Annotated in this window: 18 protein-coding genes and 1 pseudogene; 16 read left to right on the top strand and 3 right to left on the bottom strand. The window is 46.7% G+C overall.

Going from position 1 to position 24,828, the window contains the following annotated elements:
* Positions 1-43: 43 nt before the first annotated feature.
* The 15 genes and pseudogenes from AC0TWI_RS15060 (at position 44) to AC0TWI_RS14990 (ending at position 20,075) form a co-directional block, all read left to right on the top strand.
* Positions 44-1,339 carry an ABC transporter substrate-binding protein gene (locus tag AC0TWI_RS15060; RefSeq protein ID WP_488127159.1) on the top strand — a complete coding sequence of 432 codons (1,296 nt, stop codon included), beginning with the start codon at positions 44-46 and terminating at the stop codon, positions 1,337-1,339.
* A gap of 68 nt (positions 1,340-1,407) precedes the next feature.
* Positions 1,408-2,328: a carbohydrate ABC transporter permease gene (locus tag AC0TWI_RS15055; protein ID WP_488127158.1), complete on the top strand. Its 921-nt coding sequence runs from the start codon at positions 1,408-1,410 to the stop codon at positions 2,326-2,328.
* Positions 2,325-3,167, top strand: coding sequence for a carbohydrate ABC transporter permease (locus tag AC0TWI_RS15050; RefSeq protein ID WP_488127157.1), 843 nt, complete (start codon positions 2,325-2,327; stop codon positions 3,165-3,167). The genes AC0TWI_RS15055 and AC0TWI_RS15050 overlap by 4 nt, the downstream gene beginning before the upstream one ends.
* 30 nt (positions 3,168-3,197) lie before the next feature.
* Complete coding sequence (locus tag AC0TWI_RS15045) at positions 3,198-4,211, top strand: LacI family DNA-binding transcriptional regulator (protein ID WP_488127156.1); 1,014 nt, start codon at positions 3,198-3,200, stop codon at positions 4,209-4,211.
* A gap of 38 nt (positions 4,212-4,249) precedes the next feature.
* A complete protein-coding gene (locus tag AC0TWI_RS15040) occupies positions 4,250-5,152 on the top strand; it encodes an ROK family protein (RefSeq protein ID WP_488127155.1) in 903 nt (300 codons plus the stop codon).
* 15 nt (positions 5,153-5,167) lie between these two features.
* Positions 5,168-6,606 (top strand): annotated as a pseudogene (locus AC0TWI_RS15035) (glycoside hydrolase family 1 protein).
* 240 nt (positions 6,607-6,846) lie between these two features.
* Positions 6,847-12,429: a S8 family serine peptidase gene (locus tag AC0TWI_RS15030; protein ID WP_488127154.1), complete on the top strand. Its 5,583-nt coding sequence runs from the start codon at positions 6,847-6,849 to the stop codon at positions 12,427-12,429.
* Between the two features lie 430 nt (positions 12,430-12,859).
* Positions 12,860-13,681 carry an adenosylmethionine decarboxylase gene (speD, locus tag AC0TWI_RS15025; protein WP_488127153.1) on the top strand — a complete coding sequence of 274 codons (822 nt, stop codon included), beginning with the start codon at positions 12,860-12,862 and terminating at the stop codon, positions 13,679-13,681.
* Positions 13,682-13,949: 268 nt separating this feature from the next.
* On the top strand, positions 13,950-14,462 hold the full coding sequence (locus tag AC0TWI_RS15020; protein WP_488127152.1) for a DoxX family membrane protein: 513 nt from the start codon (positions 13,950-13,952) through the stop codon (positions 14,460-14,462).
* Between the two features lie 364 nt (positions 14,463-14,826).
* Positions 14,827-15,480, top strand: a complete 654-nt coding sequence (locus AC0TWI_RS15015) for a FusB/FusC family EF-G-binding protein (protein WP_488127151.1) — start codon at positions 14,827-14,829, stop codon at positions 15,478-15,480.
* A 100-nt stretch (positions 15,481-15,580) separates the two neighbouring features.
* Positions 15,581-16,132, top strand: a complete 552-nt coding sequence (locus tag AC0TWI_RS15010; RefSeq protein ID WP_488127150.1) for a GNAT family N-acetyltransferase — start codon at positions 15,581-15,583, stop codon at positions 16,130-16,132.
* Between the two features lie 173 nt (positions 16,133-16,305).
* On the top strand, positions 16,306-16,482 hold the full coding sequence (locus tag AC0TWI_RS15005; RefSeq protein WP_488127149.1) for a hypothetical protein: 177 nt from the start codon (positions 16,306-16,308) through the stop codon (positions 16,480-16,482).
* Positions 16,483-16,656: 174 nt separating this feature from the next.
* Positions 16,657-16,791, top strand: a complete 135-nt coding sequence (locus AC0TWI_RS15000) for a hypothetical protein (RefSeq protein WP_488127148.1) — start codon at positions 16,657-16,659, stop codon at positions 16,789-16,791.
* Positions 16,792-17,009: 218 nt separating this feature from the next.
* Entirely contained in the window at positions 17,010-17,795 is a 786-nt protein-coding gene (locus tag AC0TWI_RS14995; RefSeq protein WP_488127147.1) for a hypothetical protein, read from the top strand.
* Between the two features lie 165 nt (positions 17,796-17,960).
* Positions 17,961-20,075 carry a 5'-nucleotidase C-terminal domain-containing protein gene (locus AC0TWI_RS14990; protein ID WP_488127146.1) on the top strand — a complete coding sequence of 705 codons (2,115 nt, stop codon included), beginning with the start codon at positions 17,961-17,963 and terminating at the stop codon, positions 20,073-20,075.
* A gap of 40 nt (positions 20,076-20,115) precedes the next feature.
* Here the strand turns inward: AC0TWI_RS14990 and AC0TWI_RS14985 are convergent, their stop codons facing one another.
* The 3 genes from AC0TWI_RS14985 to AC0TWI_RS14975 all read right to left on the bottom strand — a co-directional run bounded on the left by AC0TWI_RS14985 (position 20,116) and on the right by AC0TWI_RS14975 (position 22,970).
* Positions 20,116-20,871, bottom strand: a complete 756-nt coding sequence (locus tag AC0TWI_RS14985; protein WP_488127145.1) for an ABC transporter permease — start codon at positions 20,869-20,871, stop codon at positions 20,116-20,118.
* A complete protein-coding gene (locus AC0TWI_RS14980; protein ID WP_488127144.1) occupies positions 20,868-21,602 on the bottom strand; it encodes an ABC transporter ATP-binding protein in 735 nt (244 codons plus the stop codon). Before AC0TWI_RS14980 ends, AC0TWI_RS14985 begins: the two co-directional genes overlap by 4 nt.
* A 159-nt stretch (positions 21,603-21,761) precedes the next feature.
* The gene (locus AC0TWI_RS14975; protein ID WP_488127143.1) at positions 21,762-22,970 is read right to left on the bottom strand and encodes a CynX/NimT family MFS transporter; all 1,209 of its coding nucleotides are present in this window, start codon (positions 22,968-22,970) and stop codon (positions 21,762-21,764) included.
* Between the two features lie 341 nt (positions 22,971-23,311).
* On the opposite strand from AC0TWI_RS14975, the gene AC0TWI_RS14970 reads away from it, so the two are divergent.
* Positions 23,312-24,574 (top strand): DUF5068 domain-containing protein, encoded by a 1,263-nt coding sequence (locus AC0TWI_RS14970; protein ID WP_488127142.1) that lies wholly within the window; start codon positions 23,312-23,314, stop codon positions 24,572-24,574.
* Positions 24,575-24,828 lie beyond the last annotated feature (254 nt).

The following is a 24,828-nucleotide window of genomic DNA, read 5'->3' as shown; positions in this document are numbered from 1 at the left end:
AGCGTTTCTAAATTCCTCACAAACCATTAAAGGGGGCAGTCCAATGAGAAGGATCAAGAAACTGTTGGTGACTGGAATCGTTGCAGTATTTATGTTTTCGCTTGTTGCATGCAGCAGCGGGGACGGGGATAAAAAAGCCTCGTCAGACGCAAAAGACGGAGATGTGACGTTGAGTTTCTGGGTATTCGGAGCGACCAATTATGAAGATATGGCCAAACAATATGAGAAGGAACATCCGGGCGTAAAGATCAAGGTGAAGACTTCTGAAACCGATGATCATCACAATAGCTTATTTACAGCCCTTTCAGCCGGCAGTGGAGCCCCTGATATTGCGATGCTGGAAATCGACCAGCTGGATCGATTTAAGGAGGCGCAAGACCGATTCGTGAACTTGTATGATGTCGGTGCGAGTGAAGTACAGGACGAATATTTAGACTGGAAATGGAAAATTGGCGAAAACAGCGGCGGGGATTTCCTCTTTGGATTGCCGACTGATATCGGCCCGAAAGCGATGTATTACAGGCAGGATATTTTTGAAGAAGCGGGACTGCCGACCGAGCCGGAAGAAGTGGAAAAGGCGATTAAAACGAAAGATGATTTTATCAAAGCCGGCCAGCTCGTGAAAGAGAAAACAGGAAAACCGTTTTTGGACAGCATGGAAATGGCGTACCGGGCCATTATTGACGGGGCAGAACAAAGCTTTTTCGACGAGAAAGGCAATTTGCTGATTGAAGAGGACGGAAATGCCGTTAAGCAGGCATATGATATGGCAGTGGAATTGAATCAGCTTGGCCTTGTCGGTGAATATGACATGTGGACGCCTGAATGGGGAAATGCCGTCAACAACGGCGACTTTGCTATTGAACTGGGAGCAGCCTGGCTAAAAGGCTGGATGAAAGATAATGCACCGGAAGCAGATGGGAAGTTCAGGGTTGCAACGTTGCCGGCAGAATTCGCCGGAAACTGGGGAGGTTCTTATATCGCCATCCCGAAAGAAACGAAACATGCAGAACAAGCCTATGAATTCGTAAAGTGGCTTGTGTCACCTGAAGGCCAGCTCCAGTCATTCCAAAGTGATGCCGGTTTGTTCCCTTCCGCTCCGGCTGTATATGAGATGGAAGAATTCAAAAATACAAAAGATGAGTTTTTTGGCGGACAGAGCACAGCGCAGTATTTTGCCAATGCCGCTCAGGACATCAGTTTTGTCTACAAAGGAACGAAATACAAGCCTGCTAACGATGAAGTGCTGAATGCGATGAAAAATGTCCAGCAGGGAGCAGACCCCGAGAAAGAATGGAAAGCAGCGGTTGATAGAATTAAGGCGCTTATTGACAGATAAGCAAACTTTCGCCTTGATGCAGCATGCATACTGCTGCTGCATCAAGGAAATGAAAGGAAGGGGAGAAAATGGTATTTAACAAAAAATATCGATCGGAGCAATCAAAAGACAAAATCAGTGCTTACTTGTACATCTCGCCTTTCTTCATCATTTTTGCCATCATCGGACTGTACCCTGCTATTTTCAGTCTTTATCTCGCCTTCCAAAAGTGGAATGGACTTGGAGAAATGACGTACGTCGGGCTCCGCAATTTCAGCGTCGTCCTTCATGATCCGTTATTCTGGAAATCCCTGTACAACACAGTGGTCATGGGAATTATGGGTACCGCTCCTCAGATCGCAGTAGGCATTGTTTTGGCGTTTATCCTGAATCAAACCTATCTGAAGTTCAAAAATACATTCCGGGCCATCATTTTCCTGCCCTATATTACCTCGATGGTGGCGGTAGCATTGGTTTTCGGTGTTTTTTTCAGCAGCAATGATACGGCGCTTGCCAACTATATCCTCCATCTATTCGGGATGGATTCGGTTGCTTGGAAAACGAGCGAGTGGGGGGCTAAAATAGCCATTTCCATCATGGTCTTCTGGCGCTGGATAGGCTACAATACGATCATTTACTTGGCCGGATTGCAAAGTATACCCAAGGACCTATATGAAGCTGCCCGGATTGATGGCGCGAGCATTGTCCAGCAGCTGCGGTTTATTACCATTCCTCTGCTAAAACCGTTCATTGTGCTGACGGTATTCTTTTCAACAGTTGGTGCCCTGCAGTTGTTTACAGAGCCAACCGTTTTCCTCGGTACACAGGCTTTCAGCAGAACTGAGGCGATGACGGTTGTCATGTACTTGTATCGGGACGCCTTCAGCTTGCAATCTTTCGGAACCGGTTCAGCGACAGCAGTAATACTCCTGCTGATAATCGTTGTTGCTTCGGCAATCAATACGTATTTGACATCCGGTGTCGGCAAGGGAGGGAGGAAGGATAAATGAAGAATGATTATCAGAAAAAGAGGTTTAGCATCCGGCAAATTTTCATGTACGGTTTTTTGCTTCTTCTCTCCTTTTTTTCAATTTTTCCTTTCTATTGGATGTTCATCATGGCAACGAGGCCAAGCGCAGCTTATAATTCCATTCCGCCGACCGTAACACCGGGTGATCGGCTCGTTGCGAATTTCCAAGCAGTGCTTGATAAGATCCCTTTTTTCGGGGCGATGCTCAATTCATTGATTGTCTGTTTGGTTGTGACGATCGTCGTCCTGCTGATCAGTTCGCTTGCCGGGTTTGCATTTGCCAAGTTTAAATTTCCCGGCAAAAACATTTTCTTTTACAGTATTTTGCTGACAATGATCATCCCGCCGCAGCTTGGCTTGATCCCTCAATATTACTTGGTCGCAAAGTTCGGCTTGCTCGATACGTTGTTTGGGGCGATGATCATTTTCTTTCTAAATCCGCTTGGCATATTCTTGATGCGCCAATACATTTCACAATCCGTTTCTGACGAACTGATTGAAGCGGCAAAGCTGGACGGCTGTTCCAATTTCAGAATTTACCGGAGTGTCGTGCTGCCAATCATTTTGCCAGCATTTGCCACACTCGGGATTATCGTATTCACGGCAACATGGGGAGAGTTTTTATGGCAATTTACTGTCCTGAGAGATCCGGATATGTATACAATACAGGTAGCTCTCTCTTCAATGAACACAACAAGCAATACAGATTTCGGAATGATGATGTCGGGCGTGTTCTGGGCAACAGCCCCTCTGGTCATTGTATTCTTAATGTTCAACAAACTGTTCATTTCAAGCATCACCGAGGGATCGGTAAAGTGAGAGTATTAACGGATGACAAGAGGTTGAGGTATGAAACTGACAATAAAAGATATTGCAAATATGGCCGGTGTTTCTCCGGGTACCGTCTCGAAAGTCATTAATAATACAGGGAATATCAGTAAAAAGACCATTGAAAAAGTGCAGGATATTATTGAAGTGACCGGCTACCAGCCGACTTTTTCGGCAAAGTCGCTGGCAACGAAAAAATCCAATTTGATCGGCTTGATTTATGCCGGTGATATTCATGCCGAATTGAATCACCCTTTTTTTAACACAGTAGTCAGCACCTTTAAAAATTCTATCGGCAATTTAGGCTATGATATTTTGATTTTTTCCAATAGCAACTTCCGCGGAGGGAAGCAGGATTATTTGGCCCGTTGCAAGCATTTCCAACTGGATGGGTGCCTGATTATAGCCGGTGACAAGATTGAAGAAGCGACACATGAATTGGACCAGAGTGATATTCCTTGCGTTGGGATCGATATCGCTTTGGCAGGCCCTCGTTCGAGCTATGTGACTACAGACAACCGTAAAGTCTCCGAAGAGGTCGTCACCTATTTTTACATGAATCAGGTGAAGGAGGTTGCTTTCATTGGAGGACCGGATTATTCGATCGTTTCCAATATTCGTAAAGAAAGCTTTATCCGTCATATGAACCAATTTGGAATGACGTTATATGATCATTGGATCCAGCATGGGGATTATTTTGAAGACAGCGGGTATGAGGCGATGAAAAAGATTTTGGCTCAAGCCCCATTTCCGCAAGCTGTCTTCACAGCATCTGACATGATGGCCCTGGGAGCGCTAAGGGCGATCAAGGAAAGCGGTTTGCGTGTTCCCGAGGATATCAAGCTGGTTGGCTGTGACGATATCGAGGCATGTCGCTACAGCGATCCACCACTTGCTACAGTCAAGCAGGATAAGGAGAAGATGGGCAAGCTCTCTGCATATATGCTGCATGATTTAATCAATGGAACAGGGCAGGCGAACTCATCAGTAATGGTTGATCCTGAATTGCTGATCAGACGTTCCTGCAAAATGTAGCTGAGTTGGGCGAAAGACAAAAGGTCTGGGGTGGGAAGATGAAACAGTACTTAGCAGCAGATATAGGCGGCACCTTTATTAAATACGGAGTTGTTACTGCTGAAGGGGACATACTTGAATCCGGAAAGGTAAAAACACCAAAAGAACTTGATGGATTATTGATGTTTTTAGAAGAGCTTTATCATTCACACCAACAAGTTGAGGGGCTGGCGCTCAGCTGTCCAGGCGCTGTCTCCAATTCGGGGGTTATTTATGGAACAAGTGCGCTTCCGTATTTGCATGGCCCGAACATCAAACAATTGATCACACAAAGAATGCCGATCCCAGTCTATATGGAAAATGACGCAAACTGTGCAGGACATGCGGAAATATGGAAAGGGAATGGAAAAGGGAAGAAGGATGTTCTTGTTGTCGTAATCGGCACCGGAATCGGGGGTGCTGTCATCAAGGACGGAAAGCTGCATAAAGGTACCAATCTGCATGGCGGGGAGTTTGGATATATGGTGATTGATAAAGATGCAGCAGGGAACCCCGAAACCTGGAGCATTGCGGCCTCCACAGTGGCCTTGGTGAAGGAGACGGCCCGATTGAAAAAGATGCGCGAAGAAGATTTGACAGGAGAAGAGATATTCGGGCTTGCTGAAAGAGGCGATAAGATCTGCAAGGATGCAGTGGACCGCTTCTACCGGCTGAACGCCCTGGGAATTTATAATTTGCAGTACTTATATGACCCGGAAGTCATTTTAATCGGCGGGGGAATCAGCACGAGAGAAGAGCTGATTGAAGGGCTGAATATCAAGCTGGATGAATTGCTGGCCAAAATCCCCGCTGCGACAGTGAAGCCAGTTATAGATGTTTGCTTGTTCCGTCAGCATGCCAATTTGCTGGGAGCTGTTTATGGAATGATGGATGAATCGAATGCATGGCTGGAAATTGAATAAGAGGGAGTTGAAGCAATGGACCGCCTGAAATTAGATCCGTTTCCGGGTGATTTTCTTTGGGGATCAGCCTCTGCCGCCTATCAGGTTGAAGGAGCCTGGGATGAGGATGGAAAGGGGCGTCGGTCTGGGACCGATTCTCGAAAATAGAAGGAAAAACATTTAAAGGGACGAATGGGGATGTAGCTGTCGACCACTACCACCGCTATAAGGAGGACATTGCCCTGATGGCGGAGATGGGATTGAAAGCTTATCGCTTTTCCGTCGCCTGGAGCAGGGTGCTGCCGCTGGGGAAGGGTAATATAAACGAAGCAGGGATTTCATTCTATGAAAATATGATTGACGAGCTTCTCAAACATGGAATTGAACCGATCCTCACCCTCTATCACTGGGATTTGCCCCAGGCACTGCAAGATGAATATGGAGGCTGGGAGTCAAGGGAAATCATTAAGGACTTCAGTGATTATTGCGCAGTTTTGTTTCACCGTTTTAAAGATAAGGTGAAGTATTGGGTCACCTTAAATGAACAAAACATTTTTATCCGTCACGGCTATGAAGAAGGAAGTCATCCTCCGGGTGTCCGCGATAGAAAGCGGATGTACGAGGCGAATCACATCGCGAACTTGGCGAATGCGGCTGCCATCCAAACCTTCAGAAAGATCATACCTGCGGGGAAGATCGGACCGAGCTTTGCCTATGGGCCTGCCTATTCGTTTTCCAGTAATCCATTGGATGTTTTGGCTGCGGAAAACGCAGAGGAGTTTAACAATTTGTGGTGGCTCGATGTATACGGATGGGGGACCTATCCGCAGGCTATCTGGAAGTACCTCGAAGAACAAAATTTAACTCCGACCGTGCAGGATGGAGACATGGAAATGCTAACGGAGGCAAAACCGGATTTTATCGGGGTGAACTATTACCAAACAGCAACTTTTGCGTTCAGCCTCGCAGGAGAGCAATTCGCTTCAGGTAAGGAAAATCATAATGGAAAGAAAGGGAACTTCGTAGAGAGCGGAGAGGCAGGACTGTTTAAACGGAAAAGAAACCCCTATATCGAAACGACAAACTGGGATTGGGAAATTGACCCAGTTGGCCTAAGAATTGGGCTGAGAAGGATATCAAGTCGATATCATCTGCCGGTACTCGTTACCGAAAATGGCTTGGGAGAGTTCGATAAGCTGGAGGAAGGTGACGTAGTCAATGATGATTATCGGATTGACTTTATCCGGGCTCATATCGACCAATTACAGGCCGCCATTTCTGATGGAGTGGACCTGCTCGGGTACTGCACTTGGTCCTTCACCGACTTGCTCAGCTGGCTGAATGGCTATCAAAAACGTTACGGATTCGTCTACATCGACCGGGATGAGCTAGACGAAAAAGAGCTAAGAAGAATCAAGAAAAAGAGCTTCCGCTGGTACAGCGAGGTGATCAAAACCAACGGAGAGAATCGCTGATGGCAGCGGGCAAATGATGGAATCCATCATTTGCCCTTTTTTATATTGTTCCATAGGAATATATTACCATCACCCGAGCAGCGTCTCTGTATACTTAGTTCTAGGTTTTTCATACAGATCTCAGTCTTTGGAATCAATTTTTCAGAAAAGTAAACATTTGTGTATTTGTCACTATTTTCAAATATTTACCCCCTTGTTACGATGAAGCTGCAAGAAGAAAAAGGACAAGGGGGAAAAATGTTGAGGAGAAAAACAGAGCAAAAAAAGTGGTTCAGTTCCTTTCTGATTCTTATGATGGTGCTGTCCTTGTTAGCGCCGATGTCGGCATTCGCAAATGAAGGAAATGCTGCTGAAGAGACTTCGGCCGCGCCATTCAAGCAGAGTGTTCAGCAGGAAGGCCGCTTGCAGGAAAAGGCGGCTATTGCGGAACAGCTGAATCTGCTTGGCGGGGAGGCGCGGATACACGAGGAATTGAAGCGTGTATCCGGAAATGAGCAAGTATCGGTCATCATTCATTTGTCGGAGAAGTCCCCCGCTTTAGAGAACGGGATCAAAGGGCTGAAAGGCAAGAAAATGAGCAGCAGTGAAATGAATGCTGTAAAACAGAAAGTCAAAAGCCAACAGACATTGGTTAAAAAACAGATGGTGACAAAAGGGATCAAGTTTGCTGAAGGGTACTCATTCGATACAGTCTTAAACGGACTGTCCGGGAAAGTAAAGGCCGACGACCTTCAAAAGCTGCTGGAGATCGAGGGCATCACTCTTATTGAGCCGGATGCAGAAGTGCATGCGCTTGAGTCAAAGCCGGCCGGCAAGCTGGAAAAGCCTGTCCAGGACACCGGAACATTGAAACAAAAAGGCAATGATATGGATGTGAAGATGGACACAAGCATCTCCTTCCTTGGAATCGAGAAGCTTTGGGCGGAAGGATATGAAGGCCAGGGCATCAAGGTCGCTGTCCTGGATACAGGCATTGATGCGGATCATCCTGAATTCAGAGGCATTTACAAAGGCGGAAAGAACTTTGTTCCGCATACTGGAACGGATTACGCCCGCCCTCGTGCGGATGATGATGCATCCGAAACGTCCCCATTGGACAGGCCGGCGAACCGTCCTGAGTTCAATAGCAATGGAAGCTCGTTTTACACATCTCACGGCACCCACGTGGCAGGGACGATTGCCGCAATTGGTGATAATCCGTACGGCATCAAGGGGATTGCGCCTAAGGTTGATCTATATGCCTATCGTGTACTCGGAGCGTATGGAAGCGGATCAACTTCCGGGATCATCAAGGCGATCGACACGGCTGTCACTGAAGGGATGGACGTCATTAACCTATCGCTTGGCGGCGGCTCGAACAGCGAAACGGACGGCGCATCGTTCGCCATTAACAATGCGATGCTAGCTGGAACAATTTCCGTAATCGCGACAGGAAACTCCGGTCCGAACCGCGGAACAATCGGTACGCCGGCAACTTCCCGCCTGGGGATCGGGGTCGGCAATACGACAAACCCTGAAGCGCATTACCGTGCGCAAGTTAATGTGACGGCTGGAGAGTTCAAGCTTTCCAAAACAGTTGACCTGATGGCATCAATGTTCGGCGTCCACCCGGCGGAACAATTGGATGGCGAATATCCAATCGTTGCCGTGCCGGGAGCAGGCAAGGCTGAGGATTACACCGGACTTGATGTGAATGGAAAGGTTGCCCTCGTATCCCGAGGTGATATTCCTTTCGTTGAAAAAATCGAATATGCGAAGAAAAATGGTGCCGTTGCAGTACTTATCCATAATTTTGCAGGAGGATCAAATGCGCCTGGAAAATCGGATGTGTTTCTTGGCGATGCCTTTGAGTTTATTCCTTCTTTTGATGTATCCCAAACGGATGGGGAAGCCATCAGGGAGGCAGTGAAGGGCCAAGATGGAAAAGTAACCTTCTCCGCCTTTGAAAAGAGCATGACAGAAGGCGACGCAGTGAATGATTCCAGCTCCCGCGGACCATCCACCCCGAACTTTGACATCAAGCCGGACGTGACGGCACCTGGAACGAACATCATGTCAACGATTCCGATGTACAAAGCGGATTTCCCAGAGGCGACTTATGAAGAAGCCTACACAAGAAAGACCGGTACATCCATGGCAACGCCGCATGTGGCAGGGATCGCGGCGCTTGTGAAGCAGGCAAATCCGAGTTGGAGCGCATTTGACGTGAAAGTTGCACTCTCTAATACTGCCAAACTATTGGATACAGCGAAATACGATGTTTTTTCTCAAGGAGCTGGCCGTGTTCAGCCTTATGCGGCTGCACATCCTGATCTTTTGGCTTATGCGCTTGACAAGGCGGATAATGACGGGCAGACGGTTGATAACCAGAAGGGAACTGTGACATTCGGTCCGCAGTCTCTGGAAAAAGACTTGTCCGTAACCAAGCAGATTATGGTGAAAAGCCCATCCGGCAAAGGCGGCAGCTATGAGGCGACGGTACAGGTGACAAAAAGTTTCGGAGATGCGGCGGTTACTGTGGACAAGCCAAGTTTCACGCTGTCCGGCGAGCAAATATTGAATGTCACCTTGACAGCATCGAAGGCAGCTGCCAAGTCCGGTGATGAAATTCTCGGTTACATTCATATTAAAGGAAACGGGTCGGAGATTTCCCTTCCATTCGCGGCTGATTTCGGCGGTGCTGCGGCGGCTCAGATTAAGGATCTGAAAATCTCAGAATCGGATCTATCTTTTGACGGTGATGGCGTGAAGGACGAAGCAATGCTCACCTTTAGGATCACCGGAGATGTCGGTACTAACTTCATCGAGCTGTGGAATGTAATGGATCCGGAAGGCGGAGTATACGGCGATGGCTATATCGGCTATCTTCACGCTGCCTCAAGCCTGGCAGCGGGTTCATACCAGCTGGCTATTAAAGGACAGTATTTCCCGTGGTCAGGAGATCCACAGACAAAAATACCAGATGGGTTGTATACCGTTGATTTTACTGCTGAATCGTCTTCTGGCGTAGTGAGCGATTATGCAGGGCCGGTTACTGTCAAATCGGAGGCCGGCACCGTTGAGGGCGACATTACGGGCAATACAGTGAGAGGAAAGATTGATGATTTATACGTACAGTATCAGCAGGAGCTGGAAAAATACGGGCTCGGCTATGATCTCAATACAAAGCTGAAAGCCGTTTATGAAGTGAAGGAAGAAGAGGAAATAAAGGCATCAGGTCCGGTTCAATTGGCTCAAGACGGCAGCTTCTCTTTTGAACTGGAAACGCTGGACAAAGCGAAAAACAGTGTCATTGTAAAATATGAAGACGCAGCAGGCAATAAAGCGGAAAAGGTCATTTACAAAGCAGGAGACCAAAAGGGGCCAGAGTACAAGGTGAGCGACGACAAGCTTTCCTTGAAAGCTGGTGAGACGGCACAGCTTACGGTAACAGAAACGACTGTAAAGCCGGATGGAACCACTGAGGAGAAGGATGTAACAGGGGAAGCGAAGTTTGAAACGGCAGATGCGAAGGTCGCTACTGTCGAAGGCGGAAAAGTGACCGCTGAAGGCGCAGGGAAAACGGAAATTACTGTCACATACAAAGAATTCAAGGCGACGGTCACAGTAGAAGTCAAGGCGGTTGATGGCGGGGATCAAGTGACTTACTCCGTCAGCAAGACGAGCCTCACACTCGGCGTCGGCCAGCAGGAACAGCTGATCGTAACCGAGACAAAAGTGAAGCCGGATGGCACGGTAATTGAAAAAGACGTAACAGATACCGGTAAATACAATGTTGTCAATAATAGCATCGCTACGATTCATAAGGGGCTTGTCACGGCAAAAGCAACGGGCAAAACCCAGGCTCGTGTCATGATTCCTGGGCAGGAAACCATCCTTGTCTATCTGGAAGTGAAGGAACTTCCGCAGGATATTGTCACGTATTCGGTGAACAAGAAAGAATTGGCGCTCGGCGTCGGCCAGCAGGAGCAGCTGATCGTGACCGAAACGACAGTAAAACCTGATGGCACGGTCATTGAGAAAGACGTAACAGGCACAGGGACATACAATGTCGTCAATAATAAGGTGGCGACGGTGAAAAAAGGATTGGTCACCGCTCTGGCACCGGGCAAAACGCAAGTGCGCGTCATGCTGCCGGAACAGGAAACGATCTATGTGTACCTTGAAGTGAAGGAACTTCCGCAAGACATTATCACCTACTCGGTGAACAAGAAAGAATTGACACTTGGTGTCGGCCAGCAGGAGCAGCTATTCGTGACCGAAACGACGGTCAAGCCGGACGGAACTGTGCTGGAGAAAGATATTACGGGGCTTGGCACGTATAATGTTGTCGACAATACGGTCGCCACTGTGAAAAAGGGTCTTGTTACCGCAAAAACCGCCGGGAAGACACAGGTACGGGCCAACTTCTCCGGCCAGGAGCCGATTTACGTTTATCTTGAAGTGAAAGATCTGCCTCAGGACATCGTCACGTATGAAGTGAATAAAAAAGATTTGCAGCTTGAAACCGGCCAGCAGGAACAATTGAAGGTTACGCAGGTAACGATGAAGCCGGATGGGCGTATCCTTGAAAAGGACGTAACAGCCGCTTCGAAATTCGGTGTCGTGAACCCTGAGGTGGCTACAGTGCAACGGGGGCTGGTGACTGCTCTTAAAGCAGGCAAAACGCAAGTGAAAGTAACAGCGCCGGAACAGGAACCGATTTTTGTCTACTTGGAAGTGACCGGCGGAGCAGCGGATAAGACCACTGTATCCATTGATACGGAATCGCTTGCGCTGAAAGTTGGCGAAGAAGCTAGGGTGATTGTTACGGAAGCGACAACAAAGGCCGACGGAACAAAAACAGAGCGTGATGTTTCCGGTGAAACGGTCTTTACCAGCGGAGATGAAGCGGTGGCAACGGCAACGGGCGGCAAAGTGACGGCCGTGAAAGCTGGGTCCACGTTTATCACCGCATCCTATAAAGATTTTACTGCATCCATCCAGCTCAGTGTTGAAGAAGCTGCCCAGGATCAGGTCGCTTACTCCGTTAATAAGACAGACATCGCACTTCAGGCAGGAGGACAGGACAGGCTGATGGTGCTCGAAACGACAGAAAAAGCGGACGGGTCCTATACAATCCGTGACGTCACGGAAGAAGCCTCTCTGTACAGCGCTGACGAGAATGTCGCAACCGTTAGCGGGCAAGGGATGGTCTCGGCAATCAGCACGGGTACAACCGAAATTCATGTCTTATTTGGGGATTTTACAGCGGCCGTCACGGTGAAAGTCGAAGAAGCGGCTGTACCGGCGCCTGAAACGAATACTCATATTGTAACAGCAGAAAGCATCGCTCCATTTTTGGACAATAAGAAGGAAAAGCAAATCATCATTGACGTGCTTGACTTGGAAGATGAAGTCAATGTGGAACTTGGATTGGGTGTGCTTGACCTGATTAAAGAATCGAAAAAAGCATTTGTTATCCAAAAGGGGGGAGCCATCTTCACGTTTGAGGATGGTGCGGTAAAAGAACTTGCATCCAAATCGGGAGGCGAAGTAACAATCGCCATCAGCAAAAGGGATGCCAGCAATATGGCAGAGGCTGTTTCTGACCTTTTCACGCTTGAGTTTTATAAAGGCGCAGGGGAAAGCAAGCAGCTTCTGGATCATTACAAAAAGGATATCGAGCTGATTGTGCCGATTGATTTATCAAAAGTGGTGAAGACAAATAAGTTGGCCGTGCTTGATGTAAACAGCAATAAGACCATGAAAGCGAAGTATAAGAAAGATCAGCTTAGCTTTGAAACCGAAGGATCCGGCAGCTTTGTTGTTGTCAACGATTGAGGGAATACCCAAGATTTAATAGCCAAAACCACTTGCAAAAGTAGAGAGAAAGAGGTATTATAACAATACAAGCTGCATTGTTCGTACTGATATTAAGTTTTAACCTTTAAGCTGTAACAGGGAGTTTAAAATTGAAACCGGAATGACATATCTCCGTCTAAATGACAAGGAGGGCATGCAAGAAGGCTTCTGCAAACACCCACTTTGAGGAGTGGTGGTTTAAAACTTTCTTTTCTTTAAATACGGCAAAGGCGGCTGTTACCTTTAAACTGACAAACCAGTTCCTAGATGGAACTGGTTTTTTTGTGCTTTTAACGGAGAGAGTATCCTGAGGACAAGGAGAAGAATGTTTTTTCCTGCCTGCGAATGGTTAAAATAGATGTAAGAAGACTGGGTGCATCTTTGCCCTGTCAGCGAGGAGGGCGATGAAATGGAAATATCTCCGCAACGGCGCGTCGAATTGCATGGCTTTAATAACCTGACGAAAGCGCTGAGCTTTAATATGTACGATGTTTGTTATACAAGGACACGCGAGGAGCGGGAAGCGTATATTGATTACATTGATGAACAATATAATGCAGACCGGCTGACGAAAATATTAAATCATGTAGCGGATATTATCGGGGCGCATGTTTTGAATGTGGCCAAGCAGGATTATGTGCCGCAGGGGGCGAGTGTGACCGTACTTATCTCTGAAGGGCCGATTGTGGAAGTCCCGGCAGACACGTATGAAGAAACACCCGGGCCGCTTCCTGGTAACGTCGTCTTCCAACTGGATAAGAGCCATATCACGGTCCATACGTACCCGGAATATCATCCTGATGAAGGGATCAGCACATTCCGGGCCGATATCGATGTTGCAACATGCGGTGAAATTTCCCCGCTTAAGGCGCTGAATTATTTGATCCGTTCTTTTGAAACGGATGTCATGTCTGTTGACTACCGGGTCCGCGGCTTTACAAGAGCAAAGGATGGCCACAAGCTTTTCATTGATCACGACATCAATTCCATCCAAAACTATATTCCGGACGATTTAAAAGAAATGTACGACATGATTGATGTGAATGTGTATCAAGATAATATTTTCCACACGAAATGCAAATTGAAAGAATTCGACTTGAATAACTATCTTTTCGGTTATACGAAGGACAAATTAAGTGCTGAGCAAACAATCGAAATCACCGAAAGATTGAAGATTGAAATGGACGAGATTTTTTACGGAAAAAACATTGTTCCGGACTGGGATCGCTGAGAGAACCTGCAGCGCTGGGGGCTTGTCCTCCGGCGCTTTTACTGTATCTGAATGAAGAGGGGTGGAAGCGGAGGAGAAATGTGGCAGAATGTTGACATTGCTTAAAAGGGGTTGCTTTCCTTGAAGAAGGGTTGTATATTAAGAGTGTAAAGAGAATGTGAAATAATTCACAAGTGAATTTACAAAATCAGCTGATAATGAACTTATTTTTTTACAAGTTTATGTGAATAATTTCACAAGATCTACAAAAAATAAGGAGTGAGTCAAAATGAACAAATGGTATGAAAATCGTTGGGTAGCAGTCGTCTGGACAGTATTGCGTGTATGGCTCGGTGTACAATGGCTGGAAGCAGGTTGGCATAAGCTGGCAGGAGGAGGATTTGATACGACAGGATTCCTTCAAGGGGCAATAGCAAAAGCAGGTGGAGAAGCACCTTTAGTCCAAGGTTGGTACGCAGGATTCCTGGAAAACGTAGCGTTGCCAAATGCGCAAATCTTCAACATCCTCATCCCATGGGGTGAAATACTAGTCGGGGCTGGACTTATCCTTGGAGCTTTGGCACTTCCAGCATTGATTGCAGGAGCGTTCATGAACCTGAACTTCTTGATGGCAGGTACAATCAGCACGAATCCGCTCCTACTCGCAGCAGCAATCATTCTCCTCTTTGTCCTAAATGGAACAACTCGTTACGGGGTCGATCGCTTCTTGATTCCAGCAGCTGCCAAAACGATCAAAGACAAGCACATCTTCAAAAAACATCATGGGGCTGCAGCGCACTAAAGCAGAAATGGATAGATAGAGGAATCATAACTGGGCATTAGGAATAGGGCGAAAAAATTCGCTCTATTTTTTATGTTCTTGGATTTTTGGGTCCAAGCGTTTATAATACGTCTATCATGTTTGTATAGACTAGCTGCCCGCAATACGCGCGGCAGGATGGAAGGTACTTCCTTTAAGGGGGTGGAGCTAACATGGCAATCATTATTTCCTTATTGCCAGGGTGTGCAGCGTCTCACGCAAAGCCTGTATGGAAAGGCGATCCTTTGTGTGAGGCGGAGATTATAGGTTATCGCCGATAAAGCAGCTTGCTGCTGCATACAGCTTTGCACCTTATTCAAAAACAAAAATAAGGAGCTGGCTTTAAATGACAAATGCAAAGAAAATAGAAGGACCATTTATTAAGAGCGATCAGTACCATTTTATTAAAATGCAGGCAAAACATCTTGTAAACGGGCACATGACGGTGAATGATAAAGGGGTGCTGGATGCCTTAAAATCCCTTTCCGTTGAAAAAGTATTGGACCGGTTCGATGCTCTGAATGATGGCCAGCTGCAATTGCTGCAAGAACTGGCAACCGTTCAAACCCATGATGAAGAGGCAGCTTATTTGGAAAAACTGATTGAATATGTGATCCCTTTTCAGGAAGTTTCCGAGCAAACACTAAAAAAGCTGTTTCCAAAGGTAAAAAAGCTGAAAATGCCAAAATGGGATCAGGATTTCCGGGAAATCTCTTATTTAAGCTGGGATGATGAAGGTTCTGATAAAAGATATATCGTCGCCCCTTTTGAGAACAAATTGATAGGCTTGCAGGGAACATTTAAAAGCTTGAATCAAAAAGGCATTTGCACTCTTTGCAACCGCAACGAAGACATCGGAATGTTCTTGACGGAGAAAAAAGGAGCATCAGTTGGCACGTTTACCAAAAGAGGCAATACGATCTGCAAAGACAGCATCCAGTGCAACCAGTACATTACTGACGCTGCCAAACTTGTAAACTTTCTTCAAACCCTGAAATAACCCGAGAAAATTTCTTGGACTCCAGTCAGGTATAAGGTATAGAGAGCCTGTCCGCCACCTTGGAAAAGAGCAGCAGGCGGGACAAATGGGGGGAGATTTGATGTTTGTTCATGAAATCGAGGACGGTCTGTATTTAAAGCTGCTGGATATGCAGGATAGTGAGCGCATGTTTGAGCTTGTGGATCGGTCGCGCAATTATTTGAAGGAATGGCTTTCCTGGGTCGACCGGACGGAGACAATCAAGGATTCCGAATCATTTATCCGATTTTGCCGACAAGAGTATGCGGAAAATAAAGGTCTGCATGCAGCCATTATATTCAATGGGGAAATGGCAGGCGTAGCAGGGTTCAATACTATCAATTGGTCGAACAAAACGGCTTATATCGGTTATTGGCTTGGCGAGGGGTACCAAGGAAAAGGGATCATGACGAAGACGGCGCAATCACTTGTAAGGTATGCCTTTGATGAACTGGCACTCAATAAAGTTGAAATCCGGGCAGCAGCCGGGAATGCCAAGAGCCGCAGCATTCCGGAGCGCCTCGGATTTGTCGAAGAGGGCTGTTTGCGCCAGGCAGAGTGGCTGTATGACCATTTTGTCGACCATGTTGTTTATGGCATGCTGAAGGAAGAATGGCAGAAGAAGGCTGTGTAGCGGCTAAGCGGTAATGCTTTGTGGAAAGAGGGCTGGCGAATGTCCATAGGATGGATTCGCCAGCTTTTTTTATTAAAGCCGCTACTATATGAAATCTTATGTTTTCGAATACTAATAAACGGCGAGGCAGCCATGCTATACTTGAGACAGAGCTGAATGGGAGGTATGCACATATGCAATACTCGAAAACAAAGATGGAGCAACTCGTGAAGTATTATCCGGAATTGAACAAGAAGCTGAAGCAGGTTATGAAAGAACATGATTTAGAAAAACCTTTTGCCTTAAAAGCTTTATATCATTCTGATGTGAAGGACGGAGGCAGGTATCAAAGGGATTACCAGGAATTGTAGGGTTTATCAGACGGGGGAAGAACATTCTCCTGTCTTTTTTTTTACAGTGGTTTTGATCCTCTCTTGCCCGGGTAAAGGAAATATACCTAAAAATAAATTCACCGTAACCCCCATAAGATGAAATGGACCGGCGAATAGTATGTAAAGGTACATAGAGGCAAGGAGGGATTCAGCATGGAACAGCAGTGGGTGGACATCGACCAGTTGCTGGAGGAGACGTCAGACGCACATAAGACAGCGAAGCCATATGCGCTGATTCACGTGGACCTCGATAATTTTCTGGAAATAAGAGAAATCGGCCGCAGATAAGTACAACATAGAAAAAAATGCCCGCTCCTCTCATGAGCGGGCATTTTTATTTGTATTCTGCCATAATTCGACATGAATTAAAAAAACTTTTGGGCATACCCCCTGAAAGAAAGATTTTCCAACGGATACTATGTTGTCCCGGGATGCAACACTCAAAAAAAACAATTTAAGATTGACTACTGTCATGAAGGACAGGCATAAGAATAGGAGAATTCAATATGAAAAATTATAAACTAGGTTTCGCGGCAGCAGGGATTGCGGCTTGCATGATCGCAGCCCCATTAACATCACATGCTCAAATGCAAGGGCAAAGCACACAGCAAATTGAATCGAAGGTAAGCTTTTTCGAATACAAAGCAGATCTCTTCAAGATAAAAGCAGAGATTGCCGGGAAGTATGGAAATGCTGACAAGGCTGCCGCACTGAACAAAAAAGCGGAAATGTTCAATCAAAAAGCAGAACGGGTTCAAAACCTGGTACAGAATAAAAAACTATCTGCAGATTCAAAAATGGAAAACAAGGCATTACTGTTTGAACAAAAAGCAGAGATGTTTAAAGAAAAGGCAGAAATCGCAAGCAAATACGGAAACAAAAAACAAGCAGAGGAATTGAACAAAAAAGCGGAGCTCTTCCTGCAAAAAGCCGAGGCTGTCCGTACGAAAGACAATACAGCTGTGACAACGAAACCATCTGGCACTGCTGATGAGACTGCCGTTCCTAACACAACTACTCCGGCTGCTCCAACGGCCCCAGCTGCTCCAACAGCCCCAGCCGCTCCAACTGTTGCAGCCAGCACGGAAAGGACGGCTCCAGCAGCTCCAGCCAAGCCGGAAGCAGCTAAAGCAGTACCGACTGCGAACAATAAAGCCGCCATGTTTACGGAAAAGGCGAACATCATGAATGAAAAAGCAAACATTGCCAGCAAAAATGGAAACCCGAACAAGGCCGCAGCAATGGCGAAAAAAGCTGAAATGTTCAACAACAAAGCAAAGAAATTTCAATAAAGAGATGAATCGAATGAAGTACCTGACTCCGCTGAGATAACGTGTTAACGCGTTATCTCAGCGGGTTACAGGTACTTTTTTCATTTTTTGAGAAATTACCCCTATTTTCATAGGTTTCGTATTATACTGAATTTGTAGGTAAAAACATATTAGAGGAGGAAGAAGATGCTGAAAAGAGGGTTTGTATCAGTTGTTATTGCCTTGCTCGTGTTTGCCGGTTTAGGTCCTGCATTCCAAACTGTCCGGGCGGAAGGTGCTGATGGCACAACGAGCATTACAATTCTACATACGAATGACACGCATGCCCGTATCGTGGAAGGCGAGCATGACGGCATGGGGTTTGCAAAAATTGCAACGCTTGTGAAGGAAATTGAAGCGGGCAATCCGAACACCTTGCTGTTGGACGCCGGGGATACATTTCACGGGACACCGTTCGCTACACTCGAACAGGGGGAAAGCATCGCAAAAATCTTTAATATGCTCGGCTACGATGCAATGGCTGCAGGCAACCATGACTTCAACTATGGTTACAAGCGCCTGCTAGAGCTCTCAGAGTTGACGGATTTTCCTATTCTCGGCGCAAATGTCCGTTACAAAGAAACAAATGAAAGGGTTCTCGAACCGTATGTGATCAAAGAAGTTGACGGTGTTAAGCTGGGGATATTCGGCTTGTCGACTCCGGAAACTCATTATAAGACAAGCCCGAAAAACGTAGAAGGCCTGGTCTTTACAGATCCTGTCAAAGAAGCGCAAGATGTGATAGCGGCACTCAATGAGGAAAATGTTGATGCGATCATCGCTGTGACTCATCTTGGTGTCGATGCATCAAGCACAGATACATCAATCAAAGTTGCAAAAGGCGCACCGGGAATAGACCTGATTGTAGACGGTCATAGCCATACGGTTATGGTTGAAGGCGAAAAGCACGGTGAAGATACGTTGATTGTAAGTACAGGCGAGTATACAAAAAATCTTGGCGTTGTAGAGCTGACCTTTGATGAAAATAAGAAGCTTGCTGAAAAAACAGCTCGCCTCATCTCAAAAAAGGACGCTGAAAATACAGTGCCGGATCAACAGGTCGCAACGCTAATTGAGGGTATTGAAAATGAACAGAAAACGATTAAAAATGAACATGTCGGATCGACGAGTGTAAAGCTTGATGGAGAAAGGGAAAATGTCCGCACACGCGAGACAAACCTTGGAAACCTTGCTACCGATGCAATGATTGCGGAGACGGGCGCAGATCTTGCCTTTACAAATGGCGGCGGTTTGCGCTCTTCTATCAATGAAGGGGATATCACGCTCGGGGATATTATCAGTGTATCGCCATTTGGCAACTATGTGGTAACGATGAAAATGAAGGGCTCTGTTGTGAAGGAAGCGCTGGAACATGGTGTCAGCGACTATCCGAATACGAAAGGGGCATTCCCGCAGGTCGGAGGAATGAGCTTTGTGCTTGATGCTTCGGCACCTAAGGGAGAACGAGTGAAAGACTTGCGTGTAAAAGGTGAGCCTATCAATCTGGACCAGGAATATCTGGTTGCTACGAATGACTTTTTGGCAATTGGCGGGGACGACTACACGATGCTGAAAGATCAGCAGCTTGTCAACGAATACCAGGCTCTAGAGGAAATTCTGAAAAGCTATTTCAAAGACAATTCCCCGCTTTCTAACAAAGAGGAGGGCCGGATCACCGTTTCAAACGGGGAGACGGGAAATGAAGGCGAAGAAGACTCTGTACTGCCGTTCAAAGACGTCGCAAAAGACAGCGACGCTTATGAAGCAATCAAAAGCCTGTATGAGGGCAAGGTTGTAAAAGGGAAATCTGCAGATGTATTTGCGCCGAATGATTCATTTACACGATCCCAGGTAGCTTCCATGCTCGTGCGCGGCATGAATTTGGAATCAAAAGGAACCTCTCCTTTTACAGATGTGAAGTGGCTTCCGGCTGACGTACAGAAGGAAGTGGCCGCGGCTTATGAAGCAGGCATTATCAAAGGAGTGAGTGCAAAGTCATTTGCGCCAAACAGCAAATTGACGAGGGCACAGCTCGCGCTGATGATCAAGCGTGCCTACGATTCCGGAAAATCTGAGGGCGAGGCAGTGGAGGACATCCTGCTGGAAGAAGTGGCGAAACTTCCTGCAGAAACGCAGAGGGCGATTCAATTCGTGCTGGCACGGGGCTTTATGGAACTCAAGGACGACAAATTCAACCCGAACACCGTCGTCACCAGGGAAGAAGGAGCAAAAACAATCTACAAGCTCCTCAATACAAAATAAAAAACAGGGGTCTGACCCCGCTGTTTGAAAGCGGCGGGGGTCAGGCCCCGTTTCTATGAGGTTGCATTTTTTCGTTAAAGAGCGCTGGGTAGGAAAGAAAGCCAAGCAGGGTACTTGTGACGGCAGCCGCAGTGAGGAGCAAAAACAGGATGAGCAGCTGAAATTGGACTGCCTGCAGCGGATCGGCACCTGCAATGATTTGCCCGCTCATCATTCCCGGGAGCTGGACGAGCCCGATTGTTTTCTGGCTCTCGATGGTGGGAATCATGCTTGCCTTGATAGACGTAATCAGCTGGCTGCGGACCGCCTGTTTTGGGGTGCCCCCCAAAGAGAGAATCAGCTCAACTTCATCCTCTCGCGTTTCCATTTCGGCTAGAAAACGGTTCAGGAAGAGGATGGAAAGGACCATAGCATTGCCGATTATCATGCCACTGATTGAAATGACATATTGCGGCTCCGGCGGCGTAACGCGAAACCCGATTAAAATTCCTTGAGTCAAAATCTCAATGACTACTAGCGTCAGGGCGACTTTCCAGGCAATCCCCTTCACTCCATGCCCTTTTTTACGAACATTATCAGTCGCTGCCCCAATCATGAGCAGCACCATCAATAACATGAAAATCGGATGATTTGCCTCAAACACAAATTGCAAAATATAGCCGACGATGAAAAGCTGGATAATCGATCGGACGGTAGCAATAACCGTATCCTTTTCGAGACCGAGCCTAAGCGTGCGGGATAAGAGAATCGGTATCAGGACAAAAACAAGTGTGATCGATAATGCAGTCAGGCTCATTGGCGCCCCTCCTCGATAAAACTTCTTACTGCTTCTGTTTTGGGGTTTTCCAGCAACTGGCTTTCTCCGGTCTCAGCCACCTTGCCGTCCATCATCACCCACGTATAATCGCCGACTGTCATAGCCTGCCGCAGCTGATGAGTGATCCAGATGATTGTGACGCCGTATTGCTTGTTTAAGCGGATAATCAGTTGCTCAATCTCTGCAGCTGACGCCGGGTCCAAGGAAGCGGTAATCTCATCGAGCAGAAGGATTCTCGGTTCATTGACCAAGGTGCGGGCAATCGACACCTTCTGTTTCTGCCCGCCTGAAAGGTCCCTGACAGAGCGGCCCAAAAAGCTTTCATCCAACCCAACATCAAATAACAAACGCACAGCCCGCATTTTCTCCAGCTTCTTTCCGGCCAGCTCGAGCGGCAAAGCAAGATTGTCATAGACGGTGCCTTTGATCATGGGAGCATTCTGCAGTGCAATCCCGGCAAGCCTCCGCAGATCAGGCGGGGGAAAGGAGTCAATCGGGCGGCCTTCGATTAGAATCTCACCGGATGAGGGTGAAATTAGGCCGTTGCACAGTTTTAGCAAAGTCGATTTTCCTGCACCGGACGGTCCTGCCAGCGTCGTGATCTTCCCTTGAGGGAAAGAGCCTGTCACACCTTTTAAAATTTCTGCTTCGCCAATTCGATAATGCACATCGCGGAAATGAATCGCAGGTTCAGCTTGGTTCACTTCCATCACTCCTTTCTCCAAACACCAATATTACCTTGTGGATTGGCGGATAAAGTTCCTCAAGCCTAAAAGAATACTATAACAATTGGATATTTGATTTGAAAGACAAAGAATCGATCCTGTCTTTCCAAAACGAAAGGACAGAATCGATTCTGCTTCATTCACTTATTGCTCAATGTATCCTTCTTTTCCTGCTCCCATTCCCATTAGAAGAATGAGCAGTGAAACGGCGAGCAGCATGGCAAGCGGCAGTGTCCAACTGGCTGTCAAGTCGTGCAGACCGCCGAAAAGGACAGGACCAACTGCTGCCAAGAGGTACCCAAATGATTGAGCCATCCCCGACAATTCAGCTGCCTGATGGGCATCTTTCGTGCGCAGGGTAAAAAACATCATCGACAGGCTGAAGGCGCTGCCTGAAGCAATACCGATGAGAATGACCCATAGCGGAATAAGCGACTGGTTTCCGTAGAGCAATCCGCCGATCCCTATGAAATAGAAGGCAGCGGTCCATGCACTGAGCATGAGCTGGTTTTTCATTCTCCCGGCAAGGACCGGAATGATAAACGTAATCGGGATAATGGCAAACTGCATCAAAAACAATGTCCAGCCAGCTGCACTAGAGCTAAATCCAATATTTTGAAGAATATCGGGAAGCCATGTCAAGAGCGTATAAAAGATTAGGGACTGGGATCCCATATAAATTGTAACCTTCCATGCAAGGGAGGAACGGTACAAGCTCGTTTTCCTGCTGTCCTTTACATTAATGTGGGATTTCGGCGCACCTATCTGATTGCACAATTGTGGAGTCCATACGATAATGGCGATGATTGTCAAGACTCCCCAAAAGCCGAGCGCACCGTGCCAGCCAAGCCATTTCACCGAGGAGAGCGGGACGCTGAGACCCGACGCAAGCGCGCCGAACACGTTCATGAAGACTGCATAGAGGCCGGTCAAAACCCCGATCCGCAGCGGAAATTTTAATTTAATAAAGCCAGGAATCAGGACATTCCCAATCGCGATTGAGAGCCCGATCAAGATGGTTCCGGCAAAAAGCGCCGCCGTGTTTGGCACCGTGCGGATGACAATACCCAAGGCCAATACGATCATGGAGTAAAAAATGGTCCGTTCCATGCTGAGCTTATAGGCGATTTTGGGCGCGAACGGCGACAAAAAAGCAAAAGCGAGCAGGGGTAAAGTAGTAATGGATCCGGCCAATGCATTGCTCATGCCCAGATCATCACGGATGGAGGGGATGAGCGCACCGACTGCCGTGAGTGGTGCACGCAAGTTCGAACCAATTAAAATGATACCGATTAGCAGCAGCCATGAATGAAGGCCAGATGGGTTTTCTTGAAGTAGTATTTGTTTTTTCATGGTAAAGCCCCCTATTTACTAGCTGTAACAAAATAGGCTTCTAAATTGCAAAAAGCCCAAGTTCCACGCAGTTTAAAGTATCATACCCTTCTTTTTCTGTAAATCACGATCGACGACAAGTTCTTTTTCACTAGGGGAAATTGTAGTTATTTAGTTTCGTTTTTGTGGAAATATAAGGTTTCAAAAAAAGAAGAACGGGAGGATAGTCGTGTTTGTTAGATTAGGCCCCTTGACTATACAGAAGCCGTGATAAGATTGGATCATCTGCTCTGGTCAATTTTTACAGGGAATCGATATCATAACGACTGTTCATTTTCGATGGAAACAAGGGGGAAGATGTAGTGAAACTTAATAAGTGGATGCTTTTTGCTGCGATCATTTCTTTGCTCATGCTTGGTGCTTGCGGCAGCAAAGAGAAAAACAAGGAAGAAGCTGCACCGGCTGCAGCCGATACTGTAGACAAGAAGGATACGAAAGAGAAAGAAGAAGCACCGAAAGAGGATCCGGCAGAAGAAGAAAAAGAAGAAACAGGTACAGAAACGGATGGAGAAATCCTCAATCCTTATATTGCTGAAAGGACAGGAGGAGACATAGAAGTCGTTTTTACAAATAAAGAACCTGGCCTTACACATAATTTTAATGACGAAATTACGTATTCAATCGATGAATATCAAATTGTCCGTGTCAGCAATATGAACGAATCGGCGAAGGTTGATTTCGATGGCGAAGAGGAAGGCTACGTCTTGACGTATAAGGAAACGCTGAAAAACGGTTCGGACGGGGATATATTCTTTAATAGAGGGGCTATGATGGAGTCTGATGATGCAACCGAGTATATTATCAGAAAGTCCCACTTCGTTGACCGTGAACAATGGATGAAAGATGATAGTACCGACAAAGTCTCAGTTTATACAAAAGGAAAAACAGCCACAGGCCTGGATGCGTTCGTAATGACGAAAGCGCAGTATGAGAAACTCAAGGCTCCGATTATGACGAGCTCCAAGCCTTACTTGAATGAAGACGGCAGCGGCTCGATTGGAAAGGAAGCTACCTTCGCCATTCCGTTCAACGATGAAGGTGCGGAAACAGCATCAGCCAATGCAAAATTGTATCAAGACCGCATGGTGACCGATACGATTGCGACAAAAGAGCTTTTCTTTGATAAAGAAGACATCAATGAGACAAAACAGATTGATAAAGTGAAAGTGACGCTGAACGGTGTCCAGTATGCCAATGTAACACCGACTGAAGGGAATAAGGAAAGATTCCGCAATTTCGGCGATGGCGCACTTGTATCGCTGACAGCCAAACTAACGATTGAAAACGGAAGCGACACACCATTCGCAAAATCGTTTATCGACAAACGTTTGATTATCGACGGAGACCGCGGCACGATGTTGAGCCAAGGAATGTTGGAGCCGTTTGCACGCGGCAATCTGGAACCAGGGCAGACCGAAGAAGTACTGGCTGTCTTCTTATTCCGAGAAGATGAGTTCCAGATCTTTAAGAAATTCGAACTGCAAATCGGGCCGCTCGCTGGTGAAGATGCCAAAAAGCTCTTTAAAGAAAAATCGGTTACTTTCAACCTGCCGATGAAACAATAAGAAAATATAAATATGGGGACGGTTCCTCGCTGTAAATCTGTCTTTGTAACCGCATGTTTTGAGTGGGAACCCGTTGCCATACACAGAAAAACAGACCTTTCATAAGGTCTGTTTCAGGCTGTAGACAAACTCCAGAAATTCAGGAGTTTGCCTACAGCCTTTTTTCTTTTACAATGGAAGTATTATTTGAAAAAGTTGATTTCCGCTACGGATGGACGCTTTCCGCGGGCACGGCTCCAGCCGCTTCCCTCGCT

The sequence above is a fragment of the Lederbergia sp. B243.17 genome (assembly GCF_057657925.1).
This window is presented reverse-complemented; position numbering and strand designations above follow the sequence as displayed.

Bases quoted from the DNA above. Each gene is read 5' to 3' on its own strand.
- AC0TWI_RS15040 (WP_488127155.1), top strand. From the start codon at position 4,250: ATGAAACAGTACTTAGCAGCAGATATAGGCGGCACCTTTATTAAATAC.
- AC0TWI_RS15000 (WP_488127148.1), top strand. From the start codon at position 16,657: ATGGAACAGCAGTGGGTGGACATCGACCAGTTGCTGGAGGAGACGTCA.
- AC0TWI_RS14980 (WP_488127144.1), bottom strand. From the start codon at position 21,602: ATGGAAGTGAACCAAGCTGAACCTGCGATTCATTTCCGCGATGTGCAT.
- AC0TWI_RS15055 (WP_488127158.1), top strand. From the start codon at position 1,408: ATGGTATTTAACAAAAAATATCGATCGGAGCAATCAAAAGACAAAATC.
- AC0TWI_RS15060 (WP_488127159.1), top strand. From the start codon at position 44: ATGAGAAGGATCAAGAAACTGTTGGTGACTGGAATCGTTGCAGTATTT.
- AC0TWI_RS14995 (WP_488127147.1), top strand. From the start codon at position 17,010: ATGAAAAATTATAAACTAGGTTTCGCGGCAGCAGGGATTGCGGCTTGC.
- AC0TWI_RS15020 (WP_488127152.1), top strand. From the start codon at position 13,950: ATGAACAAATGGTATGAAAATCGTTGGGTAGCAGTCGTCTGGACAGTA.
- AC0TWI_RS15050 (WP_488127157.1), top strand. From the start codon at position 2,325: ATGAAGAATGATTATCAGAAAAAGAGGTTTAGCATCCGGCAAATTTTC.
- AC0TWI_RS15010 (WP_488127150.1), top strand. From the start codon at position 15,581: ATGTTTGTTCATGAAATCGAGGACGGTCTGTATTTAAAGCTGCTGGAT.
- speD (WP_488127153.1), top strand. From the start codon at position 12,860: ATGGAAATATCTCCGCAACGGCGCGTCGAATTGCATGGCTTTAATAAC.
- AC0TWI_RS15015 (WP_488127151.1), top strand. From the start codon at position 14,827: ATGACAAATGCAAAGAAAATAGAAGGACCATTTATTAAGAGCGATCAG.
- AC0TWI_RS15005 (WP_488127149.1), top strand. From the start codon at position 16,306: ATGCAATACTCGAAAACAAAGATGGAGCAACTCGTGAAGTATTATCCG.
- AC0TWI_RS14975 (WP_488127143.1), bottom strand. From the start codon at position 22,970: ATGAAAAAACAAATACTACTTCAAGAAAACCCATCTGGCCTTCATTCA.
- AC0TWI_RS15045 (WP_488127156.1), top strand. From the start codon at position 3,198: ATGAAACTGACAATAAAAGATATTGCAAATATGGCCGGTGTTTCTCCG.
- AC0TWI_RS14985 (WP_488127145.1), bottom strand. From the start codon at position 20,871: ATGAGCCTGACTGCATTATCGATCACACTTGTTTTTGTCCTGATACCG.
- AC0TWI_RS14990 (WP_488127146.1), top strand. From the start codon at position 17,961: ATGCTGAAAAGAGGGTTTGTATCAGTTGTTATTGCCTTGCTCGTGTTT.